Origin of the sequence: Peribacillus sp. TH27 (genome assembly GCF_016650915.1) — a bacterium.
Taxonomy (GTDB): Bacteria; Bacillota; Bacilli; order Bacillales; family DSM-1321; genus Peribacillus; species Peribacillus butanolivorans.
Map to the genome: position 1 here is coordinate 2202068 of NZ_JAEKEV010000002.1, position 22591 is coordinate 2224658.

At 36.1% G+C, this 22591-nt stretch carries 27 protein-coding genes and 2 pseudogenes; 4 read left to right on the plus strand and 25 right to left on the minus strand.

All coding sequences use genetic code 11. From position 1 onward, the window contains the following. Positions 1-3 precede the first annotated feature (3 nt). The 4 genes from JFU24_RS11980 to JFU24_RS11995 all read right to left on the minus strand — a co-directional run bounded on the left by JFU24_RS11980 (position 4) and on the right by JFU24_RS11995 (position 3188). Complete coding sequence (locus tag JFU24_RS11980) at positions 4-1044, minus strand: threonine aldolase family protein (protein ID WP_057217744.1); 1041 nt, start codon at positions 1042-1044, stop codon at positions 4-6. A gap of 1 nt (position 1045) precedes the next feature. Next, a complete protein-coding gene (locus JFU24_RS11985; protein ID WP_201249991.1) occupies positions 1046-1489 on the minus strand; it encodes a MarR family winged helix-turn-helix transcriptional regulator in 444 nt (147 codons plus the stop codon). Between the two features lie 475 nt (positions 1490-1964). Then, positions 1965-2348, minus strand: a complete 384-nt coding sequence (locus tag JFU24_RS11990; RefSeq protein WP_056523357.1) for a hypothetical protein — start codon at positions 2346-2348, stop codon at positions 1965-1967. Positions 2349-2747: 399 nt separating this feature from the next. Continuing rightward, positions 2748-3188 (minus strand): cell wall hydrolase, encoded by a 441-nt coding sequence (locus JFU24_RS11995; protein ID WP_056523359.1) that lies wholly within the window; start codon positions 3186-3188, stop codon positions 2748-2750. A 306-nt stretch (positions 3189-3494) separates the two neighbouring features. Between JFU24_RS11995 and JFU24_RS12000 the strand changes: the two are divergent. Next, positions 3495-4019 (plus strand): annotated as a pseudogene (locus JFU24_RS12000) (IS110 family transposase). Here the strand turns inward: JFU24_RS12000 and hutH are convergent. From hutH to JFU24_RS12090, 18 genes and pseudogenes are all read right to left on the minus strand, one after another. Next, positions 4016-5551, minus strand: a complete 1536-nt coding sequence (gene hutH, locus JFU24_RS12005) for a histidine ammonia-lyase (protein WP_201182606.1) — start codon at positions 5549-5551, stop codon at positions 4016-4018. The pseudogene JFU24_RS12000 and the gene hutH sit on opposite strands and share 4 nt — an antisense overlap. Before the next feature lie 129 nt (positions 5552-5680). Then, positions 5681-7051: an MFS transporter gene (locus JFU24_RS12010; protein ID WP_201182608.1), complete on the minus strand. Its 1371-nt coding sequence runs from the start codon at positions 7049-7051 to the stop codon at positions 5681-5683. A 173-nt stretch (positions 7052-7224) separates the two neighbouring features. Then, the gene (locus JFU24_RS12015; RefSeq protein ID WP_201182611.1) at positions 7225-8721 is read right to left on the minus strand and encodes a helix-turn-helix domain-containing protein; all 1497 of its coding nucleotides are present in this window, start codon (positions 8719-8721) and stop codon (positions 7225-7227) included. A gap of 107 nt (positions 8722-8828) precedes the next feature. Continuing rightward, positions 8829-9052 (minus strand): annotated as a pseudogene (locus JFU24_RS12020) (DDE-type integrase/transposase/recombinase); the annotation flags it as partial. A gap of 29 nt (positions 9053-9081) precedes the next feature. Continuing rightward, the gene (locus tag JFU24_RS30265) at positions 9082-9399 is read right to left on the minus strand and encodes an alpha/beta fold hydrolase (RefSeq protein WP_242485331.1); all 318 of its coding nucleotides are present in this window, start codon (positions 9397-9399) and stop codon (positions 9082-9084) included. Between the two features lie 187 nt (positions 9400-9586). Continuing rightward, the gene (locus JFU24_RS12030) at positions 9587-9790 is read right to left on the minus strand and encodes a zinc ribbon domain-containing protein (RefSeq protein ID WP_201182613.1); all 204 of its coding nucleotides are present in this window, start codon (positions 9788-9790) and stop codon (positions 9587-9589) included. Positions 9791-9979: 189 nt separating this feature from the next. Continuing rightward, positions 9980-10375 (minus strand): DUF2500 domain-containing protein, encoded by a 396-nt coding sequence (locus JFU24_RS12035; protein ID WP_201249992.1) that lies wholly within the window; start codon positions 10373-10375, stop codon positions 9980-9982. A gap of 576 nt (positions 10376-10951) precedes the next feature. Further along, the gene (locus tag JFU24_RS12040) at positions 10952-12061 is read right to left on the minus strand and encodes a lactonase family protein (protein WP_201249993.1); all 1110 of its coding nucleotides are present in this window, start codon (positions 12059-12061) and stop codon (positions 10952-10954) included. Between the two features lie 259 nt (positions 12062-12320). Continuing rightward, entirely contained in the window at positions 12321-12551 is a 231-nt protein-coding gene (locus JFU24_RS12045) for a hypothetical protein (protein WP_201182619.1), read from the minus strand. 2 nt (positions 12552-12553) lie between these two features. Continuing rightward, the gene (locus tag JFU24_RS12050) at positions 12554-12877 is read right to left on the minus strand and encodes a heavy metal-binding domain-containing protein (protein ID WP_201182621.1); all 324 of its coding nucleotides are present in this window, start codon (positions 12875-12877) and stop codon (positions 12554-12556) included. Between the two features lie 255 nt (positions 12878-13132). Next, positions 13133-13294 carry a GNAT family N-acetyltransferase gene (locus JFU24_RS30770; protein WP_242486097.1) on the minus strand — a complete coding sequence of 54 codons (162 nt, stop codon included), beginning with the start codon at positions 13292-13294 and terminating at the stop codon, positions 13133-13135. 434 nt (positions 13295-13728) lie between these two features. Beyond that, positions 13729-14178, minus strand: coding sequence for a YrvL family regulatory protein (locus tag JFU24_RS12060; RefSeq protein WP_201249994.1), 450 nt, complete (start codon positions 14176-14178; stop codon positions 13729-13731). A gap of 243 nt (positions 14179-14421) precedes the next feature. Further along, the gene (locus tag JFU24_RS12065; RefSeq protein ID WP_201222042.1) at positions 14422-14637 is read right to left on the minus strand and encodes a hypothetical protein; all 216 of its coding nucleotides are present in this window, start codon (positions 14635-14637) and stop codon (positions 14422-14424) included. Positions 14638-14815: 178 nt separating this feature from the next. After that, complete coding sequence (locus tag JFU24_RS12070) at positions 14816-15355, minus strand: GNAT family N-acetyltransferase (RefSeq protein ID WP_201222044.1); 540 nt, start codon at positions 15353-15355, stop codon at positions 14816-14818. A 234-nt stretch (positions 15356-15589) separates the two neighbouring features. Further along, complete coding sequence (locus tag JFU24_RS12075) at positions 15590-15955, minus strand: hypothetical protein (protein WP_201182629.1); 366 nt, start codon at positions 15953-15955, stop codon at positions 15590-15592. Between the two features lie 17 nt (positions 15956-15972). Further along, positions 15973-16134: a hypothetical protein gene (locus JFU24_RS12080; RefSeq protein ID WP_201182631.1), complete on the minus strand. Its 162-nt coding sequence runs from the start codon at positions 16132-16134 to the stop codon at positions 15973-15975. 155 nt (positions 16135-16289) lie between these two features. Next, positions 16290-16556: a DUF3953 domain-containing protein gene (locus JFU24_RS30270; RefSeq protein WP_201250914.1), complete on the minus strand. Its 267-nt coding sequence runs from the start codon at positions 16554-16556 to the stop codon at positions 16290-16292. A gap of 210 nt (positions 16557-16766) precedes the next feature. Then, on the minus strand, positions 16767-17249 hold the full coding sequence (locus JFU24_RS12090) for a hypothetical protein (RefSeq protein ID WP_201182633.1): 483 nt from the start codon (positions 17247-17249) through the stop codon (positions 16767-16769). 303 nt (positions 17250-17552) lie between these two features. Between JFU24_RS12090 and JFU24_RS12095 the strand changes: the two genes are divergently transcribed. From JFU24_RS12095 to JFU24_RS12105, 3 genes are read left to right on the plus strand one after another with little or no spacing between them, the layout of a single operon-like run. Next, positions 17553-18095, plus strand: a complete 543-nt coding sequence (locus tag JFU24_RS12095) for a sigma-70 family RNA polymerase sigma factor (protein WP_274608128.1) — start codon at positions 17553-17555, stop codon at positions 18093-18095. Further along, positions 18085-18504 (plus strand): PadR family transcriptional regulator, encoded by a 420-nt coding sequence (locus tag JFU24_RS12100; protein WP_201249995.1) that lies wholly within the window; start codon positions 18085-18087, stop codon positions 18502-18504. The genes JFU24_RS12095 and JFU24_RS12100 overlap by 11 nt, the downstream gene beginning before the upstream one ends. Then, a complete protein-coding gene (locus JFU24_RS12105; protein ID WP_201249996.1) occupies positions 18501-19775 on the plus strand; it encodes an FtsW/RodA/SpoVE family cell cycle protein in 1275 nt (424 codons plus the stop codon). The genes JFU24_RS12100 and JFU24_RS12105 overlap by 4 nt, the downstream gene beginning before the upstream one ends. Before the next feature lie 820 nt (positions 19776-20595). Here the strand turns inward: JFU24_RS12105 and JFU24_RS12110 are convergent. From JFU24_RS12110 to JFU24_RS12120, 3 genes are all read right to left on the minus strand, one after another. Next, positions 20596-21090 (minus strand): GNAT family N-acetyltransferase, encoded by a 495-nt coding sequence (locus JFU24_RS12110; RefSeq protein ID WP_201182639.1) that lies wholly within the window; start codon positions 21088-21090, stop codon positions 20596-20598. A 127-nt stretch (positions 21091-21217) separates the two neighbouring features. Beyond that, a complete protein-coding gene (locus JFU24_RS12115; protein ID WP_201225380.1) occupies positions 21218-21691 on the minus strand; it encodes a GNAT family N-acetyltransferase in 474 nt (157 codons plus the stop codon). A 96-nt stretch (positions 21692-21787) separates the two neighbouring features. Further along, positions 21788-22351, minus strand: a complete 564-nt coding sequence (locus tag JFU24_RS12120; RefSeq protein WP_201249214.1) for a histidine phosphatase family protein — start codon at positions 22349-22351, stop codon at positions 21788-21790. Positions 22352-22591 lie beyond the last annotated feature (240 nt).

Consider the following 22591-nt stretch of genomic DNA (forward strand, 5'->3'; position numbering starts at 1 on the left):
TTTTTATCCTTTAGTCGCCTTAATATCTTCTACTAGCATTTCAACATGTTCTTTTTTCGTAGACCAACTAGTACAAAATCTCATAGCACTGTGTGTGGCATCGACTTTTTCCCAGAAGGAAAATGAATACTTTTTGCCTAATTCCAAAATTACATCATCCGGCAAAATGGGAAACTGCTGATTTGATGTAGAATCATATCGTAATGAAAATCCATTTTCAACAAATGCATCTCGAATCATGATTGCCATTTCCACGGCATGATTAGAAATTTCATAGTATAATCCATCTTCGAATAAGGTTTCAAACTGGATCCCCAAAAGTCTTCCCTTTGCCAATAATCCTCCCTTTTGCTTGATAATATATCGGAAATCCTTTTTCAGGGCATCATTTATGATGACTACTGCTTCACCAAACATCGCACCAACTTTAGTTCCGCCAATATAGAATACATCACATAGACTTGCAATATCTGCCAAGGTTAAATCGCTATCCATTGAAGCCAAACCATATCCTAATCTAGCGCCATCCATTACCAATGGCAAACGACATTCCCGGCAAACTTTACTTAATGCTTCCAATTCGACTTTACTATAAGTCGTTCCATTTTCTGTAGGATTAGAAATGTAAACCAAGCCTGGCTGTACCATATGCTCATGAGTGACATCATTCCAATGAGCATCATATAAATTTTTCACCTGTGCTGCTTGGATTTTCCCATCATCACTCGGTAAAGTAAGTATTTTATGTCCCGTTGCTTCAATTGCGCCAGATTCATGTGCTGCTATATGACCAGTAATTGCTGAAACTGCACCTTGATGCGGGCGCAAAATGGAAGCGATAATAGTGGTATTCGTTTGTGTTCCTCCTACTAAAAAGTGTATATCTGCATTCGGAGCATCACACTCTTTTCTAATGTAAGCCCTCGCTTTTTCACAGTGTTCATCCACTCCATATCCGGGTGTTTGTTCTTCATTGGTTTCTATTAATCGTTTTAGAATTTGCTTATGAGCACCTTCTGTATAATCATTTTCAAAACGTATCATCCTATATTCTCCCCAAACTATCCAGTTTCTTCTGAATGAACATCATAGAAGCATGGATTTCTTTTATTTCATTTTGTGATAATCCTTGGAATAACCTCACTAATTGTTCATCGGATCTTTCATTAAGCTGGTTAAAAAGAGTCATCCCTTTAGGAGTCAACCGAATCAGACTAGTTCTGTTATCCGAAGTCGAGTTTTCCTTAATAACCAGTCCATCTTTACTTAACTTGTTAATTATTCTACTCATATAACTGCGATCAATTTCCAGTTTATCAACTAAATTGTTTGCTATACACTGCTCCATCATACCGATTTCTAAAACGACTCGTGCCTCAGTTAAAGAATATCCTGTATCAAATATATGCTTATCTAATACACCAAGTATATTCGTATAAAATCTATTGAATTGCCGTATATCAGCAATGGTATTATTATTAACTTTCATTGTAGCCTTCCTTTTTAGTGGACTTCATCCACTAATACTTTAGTATTATTAGTGGACTTTGTCAACTTTTTTAAATCAATGAAGGATGAAGGATAAAACGTAATCCCAAATACGCTTTCCAATTGATTTGATACCACTAGTTTGGCCAATTTCAAAAATAAAAAATAACCCCGAAAGATCGAGGTTATTTTTTTCAATATTGAACAAAAACACCATTCTTAATAATTATTTTTTATGCAACTAACCTGCCCCGATAGTTGCATAAAGAAAAAGCTGCCTTAAAGACAGCTCTGATTCTTCAGCTAACGCACCCGTTAGTTAAAAAAGAAGGAAAAATCCACTCACTTCATTATCCAGCTATTTTGCAAACAATAATAGCGTTAACCCTTTTGGTTAACGCTCTAAAATCGATTTAAAATACATTAATAACGAATACATGGAACCTATTCGACTATGCCAAGCATAAATTTCAATATCAATCTTCATTCTCTACTTCTTCTTCATATAAATCATGTTCACCAATATAAATAGGGCTGTTTGCATGATCAATTCTGATTGGCCATTCATAAGGAACAGATAAACGGCTGGATACACCTCTCCAAAATTTACTCGAATCGGTTTCAAAATCTTGAAACTCTTTTAATAGTTCTTTATAAGATGCACCGTCAAACTGTATATTCATTTCCTGCAACCTCATGAAAGCCATATGTCTAATTTCAAGCTCTGCTGCCTTTTCCATTTCTTCTTCCGTTGCCTCTCCGATAATGGTTCCTGGAGGGGGTAAGATAGCGTAGATATTATCTACTTCTTCTCCCGTTACTTGTGTGGGAATCAATTTATTCTTGATCCGATTAAGCATAAAGTCAACTCCTAATGGTTTTCATCTATTATATCGAGCTGCGTAAACTAAATGCTCTTCATGTTCAACTAAAGCACCCTTTAGTTTGAGTATAACAATCTTGCTTTCTTGGATAAATTACTAATACTTAATGTTTGATATATATAAAAAGGGAACACCTGCTAACCAGGAAGTTCCCTTTTTATTTCGTGAGATAAAAGTACATCAAAACAACGATTGAAAAAATAGGCTTCGGTTAGGGTCTCAAGCGTTTTTTTCAACCGACAACTGTTACATTACCTACAGGAGTTGCATTGAATGAATATGGTTGGCTACCAACACCTAAAAATTTTGTATTCGTAGCACCAAAAAGGCAAAATTACAATAAAATTCAAGAATTAATAATAGCTCCTAGACAACCTAACCGGTATAAACACTTTCACATGTTCCAGGTTTTGGTTCATAATAACAATGATTTTTATATTGTCCAGCAAAGGGTTGATCGTACCATGTAGGCGGGCATGGAGCATATGGATTAAAATACCAAAGGGCATATTTCCCTGGGTGTTGTCTCCAGTATTCCAAATTCTGTTTTGCTAATCGTTTTTCAGCAGTCCTCGCTCTTTGATAAAATACATTACCTTTTTGAACAGCTTCAAAAGAATAATTTCCTCCTTGTACGTGATAAATGACTTGTGGAATTGTTCTTAAATCTATAAAGTCTAAACAATCAGCTTTAAGACGATTAACAATTACATTTCCAACATATAACATTCCTTGTAACCCTTCACCTTCGGCTTCAGCTCTCATCATCCTTGCCATTAAGTCAACGTCTGAACTTTTGTAATTTACTCTTGGCATTTTTTCACCCCAGAAATATAGTATGAAAAAAAGCCTACATTGATGTCATTGTTTATAAAATAAGAATGCTTAGTTTTTAAAGCTTACAGTTTTTAAGTAAGATGAAAACTATGGCATTCTTTTTTATACCTTTATTCAACTAAACTGTCCCGATAGCTCCATAAGAAACCTCTATATAAGAAACTGGTTGTGACAGTATTGAAGAACCATTTAGTGTACTACAAGTACGTATACAAAAATTTTTGTAACAAATCTCCTGTCATATGTATTGTTAATTTTTTTTGAGGTGATTCTCCTATGGAAGCAATGATTGAACGGTGTGCTGGCCTAGATGTACACCAAGAAACAGTAGTAGCCTGTGTATTATTTAGTCCATTAGATAAAAAGCCAAAAACCTCTATTAAAACGTTTCCAACTACAACAACGGGACTCTTGGCTTTAAGTGATTGGCTAGCTCCCCTTCAGGTATCCGATATTGTGATGGAAAGTACCGGAGTCTATTGGAAACCAATATGGAATATACTTGAAGGTTCTTTTCACCTTGTTCTTGCCAATGCCAGACATGTCAAAAATGTTCCAGGGCGTTAAACTGATGTGAAAGATGCCGAATGGCTTGCCAAGCTTCTAAGATGTGGACTTATTGAAAGCAATTTTGTCCCACCGGAGGATATTCGTGATTTACGAGATCTTACTCGTTATCGAAAAAAATTGATTCATCATCGCACTTCAGAGCAGAATCGCATTCACAAAATTCTTCAAGATGCTAATATCAAGCTAACATATTCTTTTATTGATTCAAACTGCAACTTCAGCTATGAATCATATCTTTAAAATTGCAAAGGACCGATTTTTGCTTCTACATGCTTTACAATTTCTGCTGAATGAACCAGTTCCGCAGCTGTACGCATGTCTTTGTATAAAATTCTGTCCTGCTCAAGGCGAGGCACATATTTTCTAAACAAATCGCAGGCTGCAGTCGTTCCTGTTCCAGGCTGTAACGGCTGATGGAATTCAATCCCCTGGCAGCTGCACATCCATTCGATCCCAATCACTTTTTCAGTATTGGCGATTACTTTCAGTGCCTTTAAAGCTGCAGATGTCCCCATGCTTACATGATCTTCCTGTCCCCCTGTTGTCGGAATGGAATCCACAGACGACGGATGTGAATAAACCTTATTGTTAGAAACCAATGACGCCGCGACATATTGCGGAATCATATAGCCCGAGTTAAGCCCACTTTGCTCGATCAAATACGGGGGCAGCTCGCTATACTGAGGCGAGACGAGTCTAAAAATCCTTCGTTCAGAAATATTGGCCAATTCAGATAGAGAGATTGCCAGAAAGTCCATGGCTAAGGCTATCGCTTCTCCATGACAATTGGAAGAGGATATCGCTCTTGCACCCTCTTGATCATCAAACACCAACGGATTATCTGAGGCTGAATTCATTTCTCTCTCCACAATCGTCCTAACGTAATCAACAGCGTCCTTACATGCTCCATGCACTTGTGGAATGGACCTAATACTAAGAGCATCTTGTGTGCGGTAATCTTTAAATTTTTCCGTGATCTCACTGTTTTCTATCAGCTTATGAATATTATCAGTTGTCTTTTTTTGTCCAGGATGACGTTTTACTTTACTAATTTTGGGATCAAAGGCATAGTATGTTCCTTTCAGCGCCTCAAAACTGATTATCGAAACAATGTCTGCCGCCTTAAGAACATTAATGGCATCATAAACGGCCAGAGCGCCAATAGCAGTCATATCTACCGTGCCATTAATCAAAGAAAGCCCTTCCTTTTCATGCAGTTCGATTGGCTTGATTCCGGCCTTCTTCAAAGCCGTCTCGCCATCTGTTAGTACGCCCTGATTATAGGCCTCACCCATCCCCAAAAGGACCAAACTGATATGTGCCTGATGATTTAAGTAACCTAGGGAACCTTCTCGAGGGACGAATGGTATGACATCTTTATTCACCATCTCTGCTAATCTCTCTACCGTTTCAAGTCTTACTCCAGAATAACCAAGGGATAAATTTTTGATCATCATCACCATAATTGCCCTTACTATTTCCTTCTCCAACGGATCGCCCATACCGCAAGCATGACTCATAATTATATTTTTTTGCAATTCTCTCGAATCAGAGGCTGAAATTTTTATTTTTGAATTCTCTCCTACTCCGGTCGTAATTCCGTATATGACTCGCTCCTCCTCGACAAAACGCTCGACTATATCCCTTCCTTGGCTAATCCTTTTCTTTACACTCATAGACAGCTCCAAAGGGGCATGATGCCTTGCTACTGAAATCAAATCCCCGATACTAAAATCATCTTCAGTTATCATTACTTTTTCTTCTGTTTTCATAATAAACTCATCTCCTATATTGTGCAGTTTGACAAAACATTAACTTTTATGATGTTTAAGCCATTGAATTAGTAAAATTTCGCAACGAGACCTCTCTTTCGATAAATGGAAAGGTCTCCTTTTTTCATGTCAATTAATCTTCTTATGGTTCAAGGGGTTTAAGTTTGAATTTGAATTACTTGCTTCATTAAAAGGATTACTTGCCTCGCTTAAAGAGAGTGACTTTGTCTCCGGTGCCCAGGCAATCGAAATGATAGTACCAATTAACAGAATAGCCGTCATTCCAATCATCGAGGCATCCAACCCTATAGTGTTCATACTAAGGGGCAGGAGGAATGTCCCGATAGCAGAACCAATTCGGCTGAACGCTGTCACAAAACCAACCCCAGATGCGCGAATTTCGGTAGGGAAAAGTTCGGCCGGATATGTTAGCGTAAGATTTGAATTTGCTGATAATATAAAAGTAAAAGCCAGAAAAATCGGAATTACTAAAAGTTTAGGTTCGTGAAAAATGCTAAGCATAAGCAAGCAGACGGTCAGGATTGCAAACGTACTAATAGTGAAACCTCTGCGAGAAAATTTCTCCATAAGCCAAAGACCAGCAATCGAACCCAAGATTAGGAATATGTTTAACCACAAGTCTACAGTGAAGTTTTCTGCTAAACCCATACTATTTAAGATAGACGGTAGGAATGTGTAGATGGCAAAGTACGGAATGACAATACAGACATAAAATAGACTTCCAAAAGCTGTTCGCTTCCGGAATTTTTTGTTAAAAAGAGCACGAAAGCCATTTTTATATTGAGTCTCAATAACAGTTTCGTCGATTTCCGCATTAGGCCCGATATACTTCTTTACGATATGGCGTGCTTCATCAATACGTCCCATGCTGATGAGCCATTGTGGGGATTCAGGTGTTCCGATTCGCAGTATCAGCACAATGAATGCAGGGATTGCGGCACTAGCAAGCATCCAACGCCATGATTCCGGACCAGCTTGACCTAAATAATATCCGACAATGGTTGCAGAGACGTAACCTACCGTCCAGAGCACATTTAGAGAAGCCAGTAAGAATCCCCTATACTTTCTAGGCGCGAACTCGGCAAGTAAAGTCGATCCGACTGCATAATCGCCTCCGAGAGCAAAACCTATCAGTAAACGCAAAATTAACAACTCTACGGGCCCATCCACAAATAGTTGCAGCAACGAAGCTATAGTGACCAATAAGAAGTTAAGCAGGTATATTTTCTGTCTGCCTATGCGGTCAGATAACCCTCCAAGTACTAGACTACCGAAAAAGAGCCCGACCAAAGCAGAACTTCCAATTAGTCCTACCCACATCGAATTGAGTTCCATTTGTGGGCTAAGGAGTGTAAGAGCCACTCCAATAATCCCAAGAGCATACCCATCAGAGAAATTAGAGCCAAAAGTAAGCGCTGTAATTTTCATATGGAACTTGTTAAGTGGAGCGTCATCCATCTTAAATTTTTGTTCGGTCATAAGCGTCTTTCCCCTTTTCAATATTTAATTTTTGGGACACTTCCTACATCTCTAGTTTAGAGAAGGAAAGCGATTGAAAACAGACGTCTATTTTTTGAATTTTTCTAATTTTTTTCGAATTTAAAGTTTAATGTAAAACGCTTACATTTGAAAACTATAATTATTTTAGATTTCTATACTTTTTTACGATTTCTAAATGAACGAGGGGTTGTACCGGTTTTTTCCTTGAAAATTTTGCTAAAGTAATTTGCATTTATAAATCCTGTTTTATCTGCTACATCTTGAATCGAGAGTTTTGTATCTATCAATAGACGCTGTGCTTCGTTTATCCGTGTCTTTGTTAATAGCTGTCGGAACGAGCTTCCTTGTTTTTTTGTTAAGAGCGAGCTAAAATACGCTGCGCTTCTGTTTACTTGGTTCGCAACGTCCTCAAGCCTTAGCTTAGGGTTAGTAAAATTCTCCTCAATGTACCGGATGGCCTGCTCAATCACATTTGTACGAGCGTTTTCTTGATTGTTATTTGCCCGATCAAGAACTTCATATAAGAACAGCAATAACTCCTGGACGATCCGATATAGAATCGGATTGTATAGGATGGATTCAAATACTTGATGATAACGTCTCTCAAGCATCCCTTCATCAAGGTAAAATGACTTCATGAAGCGTCGGACTTGGGCTAATAAGCTTGTTAACCGGGTTCGCAATAAACCTGGCTCGGGATAGGGATCTTCCTTATTCAAAAATTCTTTATACATCCACTGCTTAATTTTGTCCCTGTCACCTTCGTTCAGCATGTCAATCCATTCGCGCTGTTCAGACGGGGTTAAAAACGGATCGATCATAACCCAGTTCACCTTATCCTCAATGACCGAAAGCTGCCGATACCCTTTGAAAAAACGAATTTCTAGCGCTTGCTTCGCATGAAGATATTTTTCATTTAACGAAAGCAACGGGTCATTAGTATCATATAAAACTAGTGACATGGGCTCCGAAAACTGCTCTTCCCATTCGGTTAGAATCCGATTGCCTATGTGCTTTAATTGTTTGAGTGGCTGTGGCTGCTGGTTATCGAATGAAAAAACAGAAACGATCATGTCGCTTAGCGGCAATACAACCGGCCGATTCTTAAATGGATATTCCTGTAAAAAAGATAGCAATATAGGTTGTTTCTTCGAATTTTCCAACTGCATCAGCATTAATCGGAAATTGGCGCCTAACGTTTCTTGATGCACGAATAGAGAACTGTAAGATACGGCAGGCACCTCAATTTGGGCCGATGGCTCTTGTTTCTCCTCAGTTTGGGAAACGGCCTTGCAGCACTGGGTTAATACTCGTTTGATATGGTCAGGCGACTGAGGTTTTACCCATAGATCATAGGCATGAAGCTCGATGCCTTGAAGCGCACGTTCAAATGTGGCTTCAGCCGTCATGACGATGACCTTTTGTATGTACCGTTTGGTCAGCTCCTTAAAGCTGTCCCACGTATCCTTTGGAATCATATCGAGTTCAATGCAAACAACATCTGGTACTTCGGCCTCTATTAGATGAAATACATCAGATACTGAGCCTGCTAATAGAATGTGATCAAATGGAATCGAAAACGAAGAAACTAGCCAGCCAATCCCTGTTCGTTCATTTTGATCGCGATCAGCAATTAACAATTTGACCATACAGGTACTCCCTTATGATAGATTTTTTCTTATTAATTATCTCCGAACCAAGCTTATTTTCATCACTACAGTGACTATCAGATTAAGGGTTCTAGTGTAAAAACTGATTATGATGCAATTCCAAACAACTTATGTATGAATTTTACATCTTTTTTGACAGATTTCACATGTTGGTGAAGTTGTCCTTTTTTCATCGCATGCATCGCTTTAATACCACTCAATATAGAAGTGGGTGTTCCATACGACTTGAATCCCAACATTAACGCACACGCTTCTTAATGAAACGATGTTCTAGTTCCACTATATTGTTAATGTACCGTAATCGTCTGATTTTGACGCTATCATCTTGTCCTCTTTTAACTATTCAACTAAACAAACTAATAGGACGTCAATATCTTTCTCTAAAATTTTTATTTCTGATATATATTTTTGGCCATGCCAAATAACCCTCCAAAACCCTATTGATATCGGGGGCAGTTCATGAATCGTCTTCATATTCTTTTCAAATTCCTTTGAATAGCTAAACCCAGATAATCCAGGCGCAAGCAAAACAAGTTTTGAAACCCTTTCAGGATAATTCAGAGCGAATTCAGTGGCAATTTGACCACCCATTGAGTGACCGATGAGTGTCGCCTGATTGATTTCTAGATGATCAAGCAGCGACAGCAAATCTTTCATGGTTGACATCTTCTAAAGGAGACGGTGATTTCCCGGTCCCAAGTCCGTCATGACACCAATAAAGTAGAAACCCTTGAGATTCAAAGTCTTATAGTATAGGAATTTTGAAGAAGTAATGTACGTCATGCATAATGAAAAAAACAAGAATCTCCTTTTTTAAAAAAAGGAGATTCTTCTCGTGCCGTGATCAACCAAAGAATAGATCCAGCAGATTACTGCCTGCTGATGATTGCCTATTATAAAACTCCGAATATCCGCACTTCTTGCAATACACAACCGTAAATTGATTACTTTGGACATCAAACATTTTCGACAATCCTGTTCCAGTCATTGCCACGTCTTTCTTAGCAGCATCATTGCTTCCACATTTCATACATCCTTTTTCACTCATTATTCTTCATCCCCCAATTTATGTAGGTTTAATTAAAATAGCTTATCTATTAAATCCTATAGTTTCATCTTGGCAGGACTAACAGATACTGAACAAAGCCAATTATTTCAGTGTGTTCTATGTTAAGTGAAAATAAAATTATGTAATTTTATTACCTTAAAGCGTAAGCGTTATCCATTATCAGTCAGTCTAATTTTTCCTAGAAAAATTAATATATCTTGTTCCTTGAAAAGTTAAAGTGCCGATATCTCCTTCTGCAAGAATACCAAATTCCTTGCCTGAAATACGAAATTCTGATCGATCGCCACTCTCAAATTCAAATGTAGTAAAATAAGTCGTAGATGAGCCATCCGAGTGGACATTGTTATTATGTTCGTGAAGATGACTATTCCTTGTGACATTCGTTCGTTTAATTTTTACAATTGCAGGAACAGATAAGCAAGGAGATTCCTCATTTTTCTTCCATTGGCTAAGACCACTGAATAAATTAACTATTATTACTATAAAAATGATAACGAAAATAATTCCTATAAATATCGGAGCAACTGTGAAAAGCCAATCTCCGCTTCCACCAACATCGTACATTAGATATTCCTCCTTGTTATGATAATAAAATATACGGATAAAATGAAATAAAGTTTCAGACTGCCTTCAAAAAAATGGCATATACATTTTGGACTTATCCTACTCTTTTCTCTTCGAACGGCTCCCCTTCATAATGAAGAGTAGCACTTGTTAGTTGAAGAAGACTTTTTACTTTACGAAGGTAGAGTGATAGATTTTCAATGGAAGGGATGCTGGTGAAAATAGGACATGTATTAGTTGTTGGCGGTACGGGAATGTAAGCGGATGTTTCTAAATGGCATGCAAAACGTTATCATAAGGTATCGATAATCGCTCGGGATAAATTGAAGATGCAAAAATAGAAAGGGAGAGTTCTTTTTATTCCCCCTTTTTAAAACCAAGGTATGTGTCTATAAAAACATTTATGAACGTTCGTCGATTTTGAATTGACTTTTGCGAATGTTTTTTAATAGAAAGGAAGAAAAAAGGAGTCGCTGCAGCAACTCACCCTCTTGAACTCAAGCCCCCGTTAGTTGAAGATGACTCATTCACTAAGAGAAACTTTCTACTCCATCAAATGTGATGGACCAAATAGAATCAAAGAACAGCCAACCCTTGTGATCCTAAATATGGAAAGTTGGTCCAAGCAGCAACCTGCAATCTAACCAGACTTCCATCATCTTGAATAGTAAATACGGAGACTGTGCCCTGATTTCCGTTAAGAGTGTAAAAATGCCGTCCATCATTACTCACTCCAACATCCATGGGCAGTCCTGGAGCTGTACCTGGCGGTGTACTGGTAATATGCCTTACAACTGAAAGTGCTCCATTGCGATCGATTCGGTAGGTGGAGATGGTGCCGCTTAAGGTATTGGTAATATATGCATAACGTTCATTCCTAGTTGTTACAACCCAGCATGCGGTTTTATATCCAGTTGGTACAGAGCCACTGATCACATGAAGGATCCCGTCGGTACTCATTGAATAGGATGACAGGGCATTTGAATCTGCTTCAGTAACTAAGAGGATTCCAGAGGATAGAAAATAAGCACCCAATGGTCCTTGACCATAAGAATCATTAACGATTGGTTCTGTAACCGTACCATTTTGATTTACATGGAATACACTGAGATGGTTTGAAGTAAGCTCGGATACAAGGATTTTACTACCATCACGAGTGAAGAGAACCTGAGCGGGCTGAGCATTGAAAGTACTGAGAGAATGGGTGGATCCAGGAATAGGAGTAAGGCGTCCGTTATTATCTATGCGAAAACCAGTGATATTGGAGGCGAAATTGTTAGCCACATTCCCTACATTGGCAACATAGACAAGATTACCAAACACATCTACGGTATTGGGCTGAGTACCTCCTGATGGCTTCACATCTACGAGAACGGGTGCACCGCTGTCAGTAATGATAAAACTGCTGATACTATGGCTGCCTGCGTTCACTGCAAGAAGGAAACGTCCATCACGGGACAAAGTTAGGGCTCCTTGTGACGTAAGCGGATCGACACCATCGTTTGCCGTTGCAGTGGAGACTTCCTTTGTACCAGTACCTCTACCATAAGTTGGGTAGGAATCCACAAAAGTAAGCATTCCATTCATGTCCCTGTAAAAGGAAATGATTTGATTCATTACTTCATTATTGGTCATAATGTAAACCATACTCGCATTCGCACGGAAATATTCGTTCATTATCTGCATTTTATACCTTCCTCCTTTCATTGTTTTATATGGTGCTTTTCCCATTTAAATTCCCCAAATTGATGCAAATTGGTTAAAAGGATTATCATCCACTTATCCCACAGCCTATCTTTAGTTATAACAACAAATGAAAAAGGACTGCCGAAGCAGTCCATTTATTGTTAAACTAAACTGCCCCGTTAGTGCCATAAGAAAAAGGCTGCCTCAGCAACCTTCCTTATTGAAGTAAAGCACCTGTTTGTTGAACAGGCGCAGCCTTCTATTCTTCACCTTTTTCTTCAATATATCTACGTTCACCGTTTTTGCGATTAACATAGACTCTTATTAAAACCTTTGAAATTGGGTCAATAAACACTTCTTGCGTGGGCTCAAAATCTTTTGAAAGGTTATCATTATTTGCTTTATAACGCCTATCTTTACGTTTGGAAAAAATCCAAAAGAGAAGTATTAGACAAATTTGAAATAGAAAATAACACCAAATCCATTTCATATTTACTCAACCTTTTCAATTACAACTGCTGTTCCGTATGCTACAATTTCACTCATGTTTTGTCCAATTTCACCTGAATCAAATCGAAACATGACTATTGCATTAGCCCCCATTGCATGAGCGTTCTGTGTTAATCGGTCTATTGCTTGTTTTCTTGCATCCTCAAGCATTTCTGTATATTCATGAATTTCTCCGCCTACAAGAGACCTTAACGCCGCAGTAACTTGACCAGCAAAACCACGACTTCTTACAACCAGGCCAAAACAAGCCCCTTTTATTTCTTTAATTTTATACCCCTCAATCTGTTCCTTCGTTACAATTAGCATAAATACTCCCCCTTGTATATATTAAGATAAATATGTTCTTTTGTGCCAATCATTTACTAATGAAATAAGTGTACTATTCAATGGTTTATCCAGGTTCTTCATATATATTTTTTTCAAATTAAGAAACGATACATCTTCTTCTTGGTTCTAAGCAACCCTGCTATTGAAGTAAAGCACCTGTTAGTTCAGTAAGAATTAAAGTTCTTTATAAACAAATTCTCTGTACTTTATAAAATTTTGCTTTTTATAGAAGTTCTATGCAACAATGTTCTCAATCCAATAATCTAATTCTATTAAATCTATTCCTCGATCGTTCGCAATTTCATATATACATTCCATAAGACTTGAACCATACCCCTTATTCCTCTTTGTTCCTACTATGCTAATCTGGTGTATATATTCTCTATCTCTATCCAAGCATAGCCAAGAGCTTCTTCGTTATCTTCTAACAAAAGGAAAATGAAACTTTCGTTAATAACCAGACTTTTGAAAACTTCCTTCACATTTTTCCTTAAAGTATTTAGGATATAAATTTGAATGTAAATCGTGCACATATTTATTTAATTTAGCGACCAAATTGAAATTCCTGATTTGACTAATTTTCATAACAAATCCCTCATCTATCTTTCACTAATTTTAGGGAATTTTTCAATATTCCCCTTATTGAACTATCCTGCCCCGATAGTTCAATAAGAAAAAGGCTGCCGAAGCCCCCCCTTGTTATAGAACTAACGCACCCGATAGTTGAACAAGACTTCTCTTTTTTATTTTTGAACTGTTCACTTCCCAATTCCATTATTCTCTACCCGAGGTACAAAAAATCCCCAATTATACTTAGGTAAATTTTTTTATTAGGAGATTTCCTTATCATCATCGAAAACAATTTCTATTATGGCAAGTAGCAATGCAATAATAATCTCTGTTTTCAAGGAAAGTGTAATACTTTTCATAAACTCATCCACTGCGAACAGGACTAGCCAGTTCGATGTGCCTTCAAAACTGATTCGGATAAAAAACACCTTTATTTTCCCTGTTATATTTCGGACAGACAGCTTGAAAATTGCTTTGAAAAACAATTCGACAATGATGCCTAAAATAAAGAAACTGACAACAAAAACAATCAATGACCAGATAGATTCATATTGAACGCCGAACAGTTCAAAAACCCCTGCCAGTCCAAAGAAATAAAGCCCCAATACAAAGCCCACTACCAGGATAATGAGAAATGCTAATCCGGTAACTGTTGCCATCTTTTCTTTTAAATTCATATCACGAAATGAATCATTTTTATTTTCTGGCATATGTCTGTTTCTCCTCTGTTAGATCTCTTTACTTCTGAAACTCTAACTTATTTTACCGATAACTAATCTTTTTAGAAATATCTCGTACCGTTCGACTACACCACGCTTATTGAACTAACCTGCCCCGATAGTTGCATAAGAATAAGCTGTCTTAAAGACAGCTCCGATCTTCAGCTAACGCACCCGTTAGTTCTATAACATATTGTTGAGTTGACACAAACTGTGCAGCAAATTGTTTTATTTTTAAAGCTCCAACTTATTGAAAGTGGCCTTTTGTAAATTATAATTTTTCTTGAGTAATTCAACAATCCTAACTAAAAAAGAAATAATTATAGATAACAACAAAAGAAAAATACATGAGAATGAAATCATTACATCTTCAAAGACAGGAAGTAATGCCAATAACAAGATAAAGCGACCAATAAATATTAATAAAGAAATCGAAATATATTTCGCCATAAAAATCCTCCTGGTAGTATTAGTACCATTTTTTAATAATTTTATAGGAATACTCTATTAATATCAAAAATGTCACAGTCCGAAGACACTACGCTTGTTGAACTAAACTGCCCCGTTAGTTGCATATAAAAAGACTGTCACATGACAGTCCTGCAATTCTTCTATTTCACCTGATAGTTTAAGTGTTTTTTTTAAAACTTAGATATTCTTCATAAAGCATACTCATAATAATTTCGTCAGAATATTGATCCTTCACAAATAGAGATTGCCTTAATATTCCTTCTCTCTTAAACCCAGATTTCTCGTAAGATTTCATTCCACGCATATTATGTGAAAAAACCTGTAACTCTAATCGATTTAGTTTAAGCTGTTCAAATGTGAATTTTTGTGCAAGACTAGTCGCTTCAGTACCATACCCTTTCCCAAAATACTCTTTATTATGTATAGCTATTCGGAACATAGCTTTATTATTTTCTAAATCTATTTCTGTAATAGATAAATCACCAATAATTTTATTGGTATCTATTAGACAAATAGCAAAGTCATTTCGTGTAGAATCTTTACTAAATTGTTTCAAACCTATTCCTATTTCTTCTTTAGTTAATCGCTTTTTAGTACCAGTCATATATAGGATCTCTTCATCCTGAAAACACATATGAATACTCTCTATATCTTTTTCGTTAATTGGTCGTAAGTATACAGAATTTCCTTTAATCATAAAAACTCCCTCAATTGTTATTTATGTATTTGTTTAAAATATATATCTTTACCTTCTATTTTACATACAGCTCCTAAAGATTTGATATATCTAAAACAGTTAAGAAAAGTTCTATACATAACAAAAAGCATTACTAAATTTCTTATCTCCTATATTTTCTCATAATTCTTATTGAACTAATCTGCCCCTTTACTTCAATAAAAGACCAGGAAATGATTTCTGGTCTTTTTTCGTTTAATCCTCATCACTTGTAATCGGAACTTTATTGTACGGATAATCAGAAAAATTCGAAACGAAGTCAAAACCTATTCCGTCATGGCCTACCCAAAGATAATATCTATCTTTTGATGTCGTTTTTGTATAATCCAAAATAAATCTCGCTAAACCAATGTCACTCGTAAAATCCATTTCTATTGTTTTCTCAGTAGAAAACAAAATACTATCATTGTTAAAAGCGTCCAAATAGGCTTTAGGAAAATAATTGACTAGCTCTTCAATATTATTTATTTCTACTAAATGATGATAATTTCTAGGCGCAACTTTCGATGTTTTTGCTCCTTTCGATATATTAATTTCCTTCGAACCACTAATTCCATGCAAATAAATCGGATACTTATTTATTTTTTTAAAAATTCTTTTAAGCTTTGGCTATAACTCGTAGTTAAATCCTCTTCAACTGAATCAATAAAAAAATAAAAATTAATCATCCCTCTCTTCCCAGATTTAAAAATATATGAAAAACCGTCTCCAACTAAAAAATCATTTAATGATATTTCCATTACCATACCACCTTATGTAGCTTTGAAATAAAGATTGATCAAAAGGTCCTCTTGAACCCCCATATTAGCGTAAATAAAAAGAATCCATTTTGAAAAAAGATTGTTCAAAATGGATTCTTTTCTTGTGATTTAGTATACAGTTTTTATCAAATAGTTTAATTATTTTTAGTGATCCTTAATGAACTAACGCACCCGTTAGTTCTATATGAAATACGGTATGTAAAAAAGAAAATAAATAAAGAGATAACAATATTCATATACCCCCAAAATCCTTTTCTGTCTTTTTGAAGTTCGACAAATCCTGACACCAACATAAATGCCCCAAGGAAAAACATATAATACGGCAATAACTCAAAGGTTTGAGTTATTAGACTATAACCTGATAGAACAATAACCACTATCGCTAAAATAATTCTAACCATTTTCAAAAATATATTTCCCCCTAAAAATTAAGTTCAGCACTATTTCTTTTTAATCATACCATTTAACACCTTTTCATTTGTATGAAAAATGGAAATTACTTCTTTCACTAAACTGCCCCTTTAGTTGAAGAAGAAAAAAGAGCCGTCTGAACAGCTCCATAATCTTAAACTCAAGCACCCGTTAGTTAATAAAGTTTATATTCGTCTCCTTTATTGATTTTTTATTACTTCGTCTACATAGTTTAAAAGAGTTTTATATTTAGACTCTCCATTAAGATATTGTATAGCTTCATAAATCGGACATATCACTTTGTCTAATTTTTTTGAGTAAAGAACACTTTCGCTTTCTACACTCACCATATAGTTATCTAAATGAATCGTATTTTCTTGGATAGACTTAAACTCAAACCAATTATATTGCCCGTTTGTATGGTTTTTAATAACTTCTCCTAGATAGACTCCGATTCGTACGGGAAAATTATCTGGATGTTCTTTTAAAAGCTGCTGTCCAAAGTCTGTATGCATTAACCTATCAGCATACTCATCAACCAAGCGAACACTTTCTATTGAAAGATTCAAATTATCTTTTGTAAGGTTTGCTTGGTCCCATTTTTCAGATGATACATCTTCATATAACAATTCCGCCATAAACTTTATGTCATTTTTAATTAATTTTCTCTTTTTAAAAAACATCTATCGCTCCTCTTTCTACAAACCGTATTTAGAATACAGCTTATTCAACTAAACTGCCCCTTTAGTTCTATAAGAAAAAACCAAAATCAGTAATGATTTCGGTTTTTCATGTTTATAAACGGTTTAACTTTTCCGATTGGATGTTGTCAGGCAAGGATTTTCTACTATTGCTGTACTAATTCTTAACATGTTTTCTATATTTTCAGCTGTACTCCACAATAACAAAGGGATAATTTTTAAAAATAGAAAACCTTCTTATAAGTACTATCGTCTATATATCTAGGGAAGGAAGTGTGAACTGTTTTGGAGGAGTTTGTGTTTAAATGGTCTCAAATGAAAGATGACGAATCCTTACTGGATGAAATCATGTCCCTTTATGGCCAGGATATTCTGCAATTGGTCTATTCCTATGTAAAAGATGTAGTTGTGGCAGAGGACCTGACACAGGAGATTTTCATCAAATGCTATAAGGCGCTGCCCACGTATAACCAACAATCAAATATAAGGACGTGGCTTTGGAGAATTGCTATTAACCATTGTAAGGATTATAGGAAAAGCTGGTACTTCCGAAAAGTTTCGACTGCAGAAGAGGAGCAGGAATGGACTTCTACCGATAATGTGGAAGAAGAGATCATTCAGCAGGATGAAGACAGGCAGCTTGCTGGTGCAGTCATGGAACTGCCAATCCAGTATCGCGAGCTCATTTATCTCCATTATTTTCAGGAAATGAAGCTCAAGGATATTTCTGAAATTACCGGGGTCAAACTTGGAACGGTGAAGACCCGGATGCGCCAGGCGAAAAGAAGGTTAAAAACCTATTGGGAGGAATCCACCGATGGAAGATAAATTAACACGCTTGAAATCGGCTATGAAAAAGCATACATTTCTTGATTTGAAATTCACGGAAAACCATAGAAACTCCATCCATACTGCTATCGAAAAGCAGGATGTAAGTAGGGAAGACATCTTAATTGGTATTTTCAGATCATTGGATAAGGAGAAAAGTGGTTATCAAATTAATGAATCTCTTTACCAGAAAGGCATCCGGAAATTTGAAAATAACGAAGGCTCCTTGTATGCTGCCTTGCATGAGCTTGAGAAGGAAGGCTGGCTCCAGTCTTTTTGGGAAACTGAAGAAAGGAAGCTCTATTCCTTGGATGAACGTGCGAAAAAGTGGCTAAAGAAAAAGAAATCTAAAAGTGGTTCCGCCTCTGCTAGTTGGCGGACAGCGTTTGAAGGAGGAAGAACCGATTGAGAAGCAATCATTTTTTAGATGAGGTTTCGTCGTATATCCGATCAAAAGAAGCAAAAAAATATATAGAAGCTGAATTAAAAGCCCATTTGCATCAAGCTAAAACTGAACTGGTCAAAAAAGGATATAAAGAGGAAGAAGCAGAGGAACTGGCTGTCCGGAATATGGGAAGCCCCTCTGACATTGGGCAGAAGATGGACAAGCTGCACAGGCCGAAGATTGATTGGAAGCTAATGAGTATGTTTCTGTTCATGTCAGCTGCGGGCCTGTTTTTGTTTTGGTTCTTATTTAAGGATGGTAATTCATTTTCAGTGCTGAAGCAGGCATATTCTGTCACAGGAAGTGTAATTTTGGCCTGTGTCCTTCTTTTTTTCGATTATCGGAAATTTCAGAGATGGGGCTGGGTTTTCTTTACGATGGGATGTCTGATTCTTGTTCAGTTCCAATTTTCCAATGTATTAGTAAACGGCAATCCTCGAATTAATATTATGGGTTTATTGTCGGTCGATTCTATTGTGGTTCTGCCACTTTTTCTGCTTGCCTGGGCCGGAATGCTGCAATCAAAAAAGATGAATGTTTATTTGGCTGCCATTTTATACGTTTGTTCTGCCTTCTTGTTTCTGAATACAGCCAACGAGCAGGCGGTGGCGATTTATTCATTGATGGTTGCTGTAATGGTCTGGAGGAGTAGCCTAAATAAAAGGAAAATCCTTATCACTGCAGCAGTCCTACTTACTACATGTGTTTCACTTCTGCTTATATCCTTGAAAGATATAAGGGCCTATCAATTAGAAAGACTTTATGCGTTTGTTACGCCTGAAAAATTCAGTGAGACCTCGAGGTATATGCCTTTGAAACTAGAAAAGCTAATTGAGGATGCCGGATGGATTGGCCATTTTGGTTCCCTCGGAGCGATTGATTTTTCTAATGAAATGATGACGGATTTTATCTTTGTAACAATTACCTATACGCTTGGCTGGGCCGGGGCATTGCTCATTGGTCTGCTGTTTTTATGGATGATCTGGCGAATTTCCCGTATATTCCAAACTGTGAAAGACCCATTTGGGAAAATGCTTGTTTCCGGCAGTTTTGCCATATTCACTGCACAGGTTACTGTCAGCATCGGAATGTCTCTCGGCTTATTACCACTAATAAGTCTATCCCTGCCATTTATGAGTTATGGTGCTTTATCAGCGATGATTAACGCCTTCTTGTTTGGTCTGGTTTTAAGTGTGTATCACAAAAAAAATATTATGCTGATGAAGAAAATATGAGAGTATGGTATTGTAGCTCATACTCTCTTTTCTGAAGAAACTAGGAATGGGGAAAGGCATGAAGCTTTGAAAGATGCAATTAATCATGAGGATAATTATCAGGTGGAAAATTCCCTAAAAGTTGAATATATAGGAACTGATAAATGATCAGTAAGTCGATTTATCAAAATATAGAACTAATTAAGATCTATGTGTATTTTTGGAATCAAGATTGATCAAAATTTTCTCCTGAACCCCCATATTAGCGTAAATAAAAAGAATCCATTTTGAAAAAAGATTGATCGAGATGGATTCTTTTCTTGTGATTCAGTATACAGTTATTATAAAATAGTTTGATTATTTTTAGTAATCCATAATGAACTAACGCACCTGTTTGTTTAAGTGTATTTATTCACAATTAAAAAGTTGGTAAAACAAGAAACGAAGTTCTTAATATTATTAAAAACTCCGTCTATTATGTAAAAATTTATTTGATTCTTTAGTATCTCTTTTAAATTTCCTATATTCCCAAAAGAACCTTATTAAATATGCGATTATTACACCAACAGGACCTCCCCAGGATGCGGGTCCATTAATAAGTATATAACTTGAAATCCATCCTAAAATCATTACGAATGCAAAAATAATTAAATCTATTTTTTTCTTTTTTAAAAATGACTTAAAATACACTGTTTTCACCTACCAATAAGTATTGATTCTATATTAATTGTTTTAATATTTTTATTTCACTAACCTGCCCCTTTAGTTCAATAAGAAAAAGGTCGCCGAAGCAACCCCTGTTATAGAACTAACGCACCTGTTAGTTCCATAAGAATATCTTTTAAAAGTAGTCGGGAATATCAAAAGATATGGAGTCAATATCATTTTCTTTTGAATAATACATACAAATACTATCCTTATATTTTTGCTTAGAAGAAGGTATTTCAATAAAATTAAATCTTCTATAAAAGTCTGACCCAATATCGCTATATAAGAAAAAATTATTACAATCTATATTTTGCTCTAATTTGTTTATCACTTCTTCAATTAATATAGAAGCATACCCTTTTTGTCTTAAATGTAAAGGAGTAGCAATTGACCCAATCCCTCTAACAAGTAAGTCTTCTGTAAGATTTAGTTCATATACTATTAGGGAACTTAATAACTCTTTTGTATCAGTTTCCTCCAGAACATACCATTTCCCCTTTTTGTACTTACTGGAACCCTGACACATCGTTACATATTCTTGAGAAAGCATTCTGTCTCCCCAAACATCATAGCCCATCATATAAACTACTTTCATATCCTTGTCTGTTGCTTCTCTAATTTTTTTCAATATATCTCTCCTTATGACTGTATTTTCTTATTGATTCACTTCGCCTTTCAAAGTTTAAGTCCTTTTTTTATTGAGCTAACCTGCCCCGTTAGTTCATTAAGAAAAGCCATTCTTGAATAAAAAATCGCTAAGCTGAAAAATGATTATTTTGGTTATTACTCTCATAAATTCTTGAACTACTTCCCCAAGGATGGTATCCGTCACCTATATAAGTGAATCCATATTTTTCATAGTATCCAATGTGATCAGTACAAAGGAAAACTTTATTGAATCCTGCTTTTTCGGCATCAGCCTTAGCACGTAAAAGTAGCTCTTTACCTAAAGATCTACCACGATAGCTATTTTCAATATAAAGAGCACATATCCAAGGCCATAAATCCATCCGACTAATAAAATCATTGCTAATAAGACCTGCGCAGCCAATAATTTCACCATAATCCTCCATTAAATACCAAATAGGAAACGGACTATCCGTTGTTATGCTGTGTGTAATACAGTCCTCATATACTTTCATACTGTTTTCGTTTGCCCATTTGCACTGAAAATATTTAATTGCTTTTTCTTTATACTCGGGATGTTCTCTAACGCTAATAATTTGCATATGACTTTCCCTTCGTTATCTTATTTTAAATAAATTTTTTAGGCGCGATCCTTACTAGAGGATCGCTACACCCGTTCATTAAATTAATGTATTTAATTAGATTTTTATTATTTTATCTTCATCCCATATACGTTCCAAGATCACTTCATTATTAATACAGTTTATTTGAAAAACGTCAGGATTACTAAGGTTTTTCCAACACTCGAAATCAAAGTCACTATTATAATTCTTTAAAAGTAAGGATATTATATTTCCGTGACTGACGATTACTGTGTTTTCAGTCCCACTTTTAAAGACTTCTTCTACAACATTTACAATTCGCTTCTTCGCTTCTTGACTTGACTCTCCTCCTTCAAATTTTAATTCCATATCATTAAATGTTGCTTTTAGTTTTTCATACCAATCAGGTAAGTCCGTTGTGCTTAGTGTTCGTTCTGAGAGGCGTTCATCAATCTCTATTTTAATATTTGTTTTCTCACTTAATGGTTTTACTGATTGAATAGCACGCAAAAACGGACTTGATATTATTCGGTCAATTTTTGCATTACTGAAGAAATCAACTAAATATTTCGCTTGTTTCGAACCTTTTTCTGTTAATTGAGATTCCGAAGGTTGCCCCTGTGCTTCGCAATGTCTGACAATGTAAATCTTCTTTAGCATACAGATCCTCCCACATAAGTAGTAAATACTAGTTTCTATTTTTGTCTGTAATTTCCTTCTTGAACTAAACTGCCCCGTTAGTTTAAGTACATTTTTTCACAAATCTACACCATGATAAGTTAAAGTACCTGCTACCCCTATTGACCGCATAACCCCCGAGGAATCGCTACTCTTTTTTCAGTTCAAAACCCCCATCATCATTCATATTTGTATGGTTAACCCATGTTATAATATGGAAAA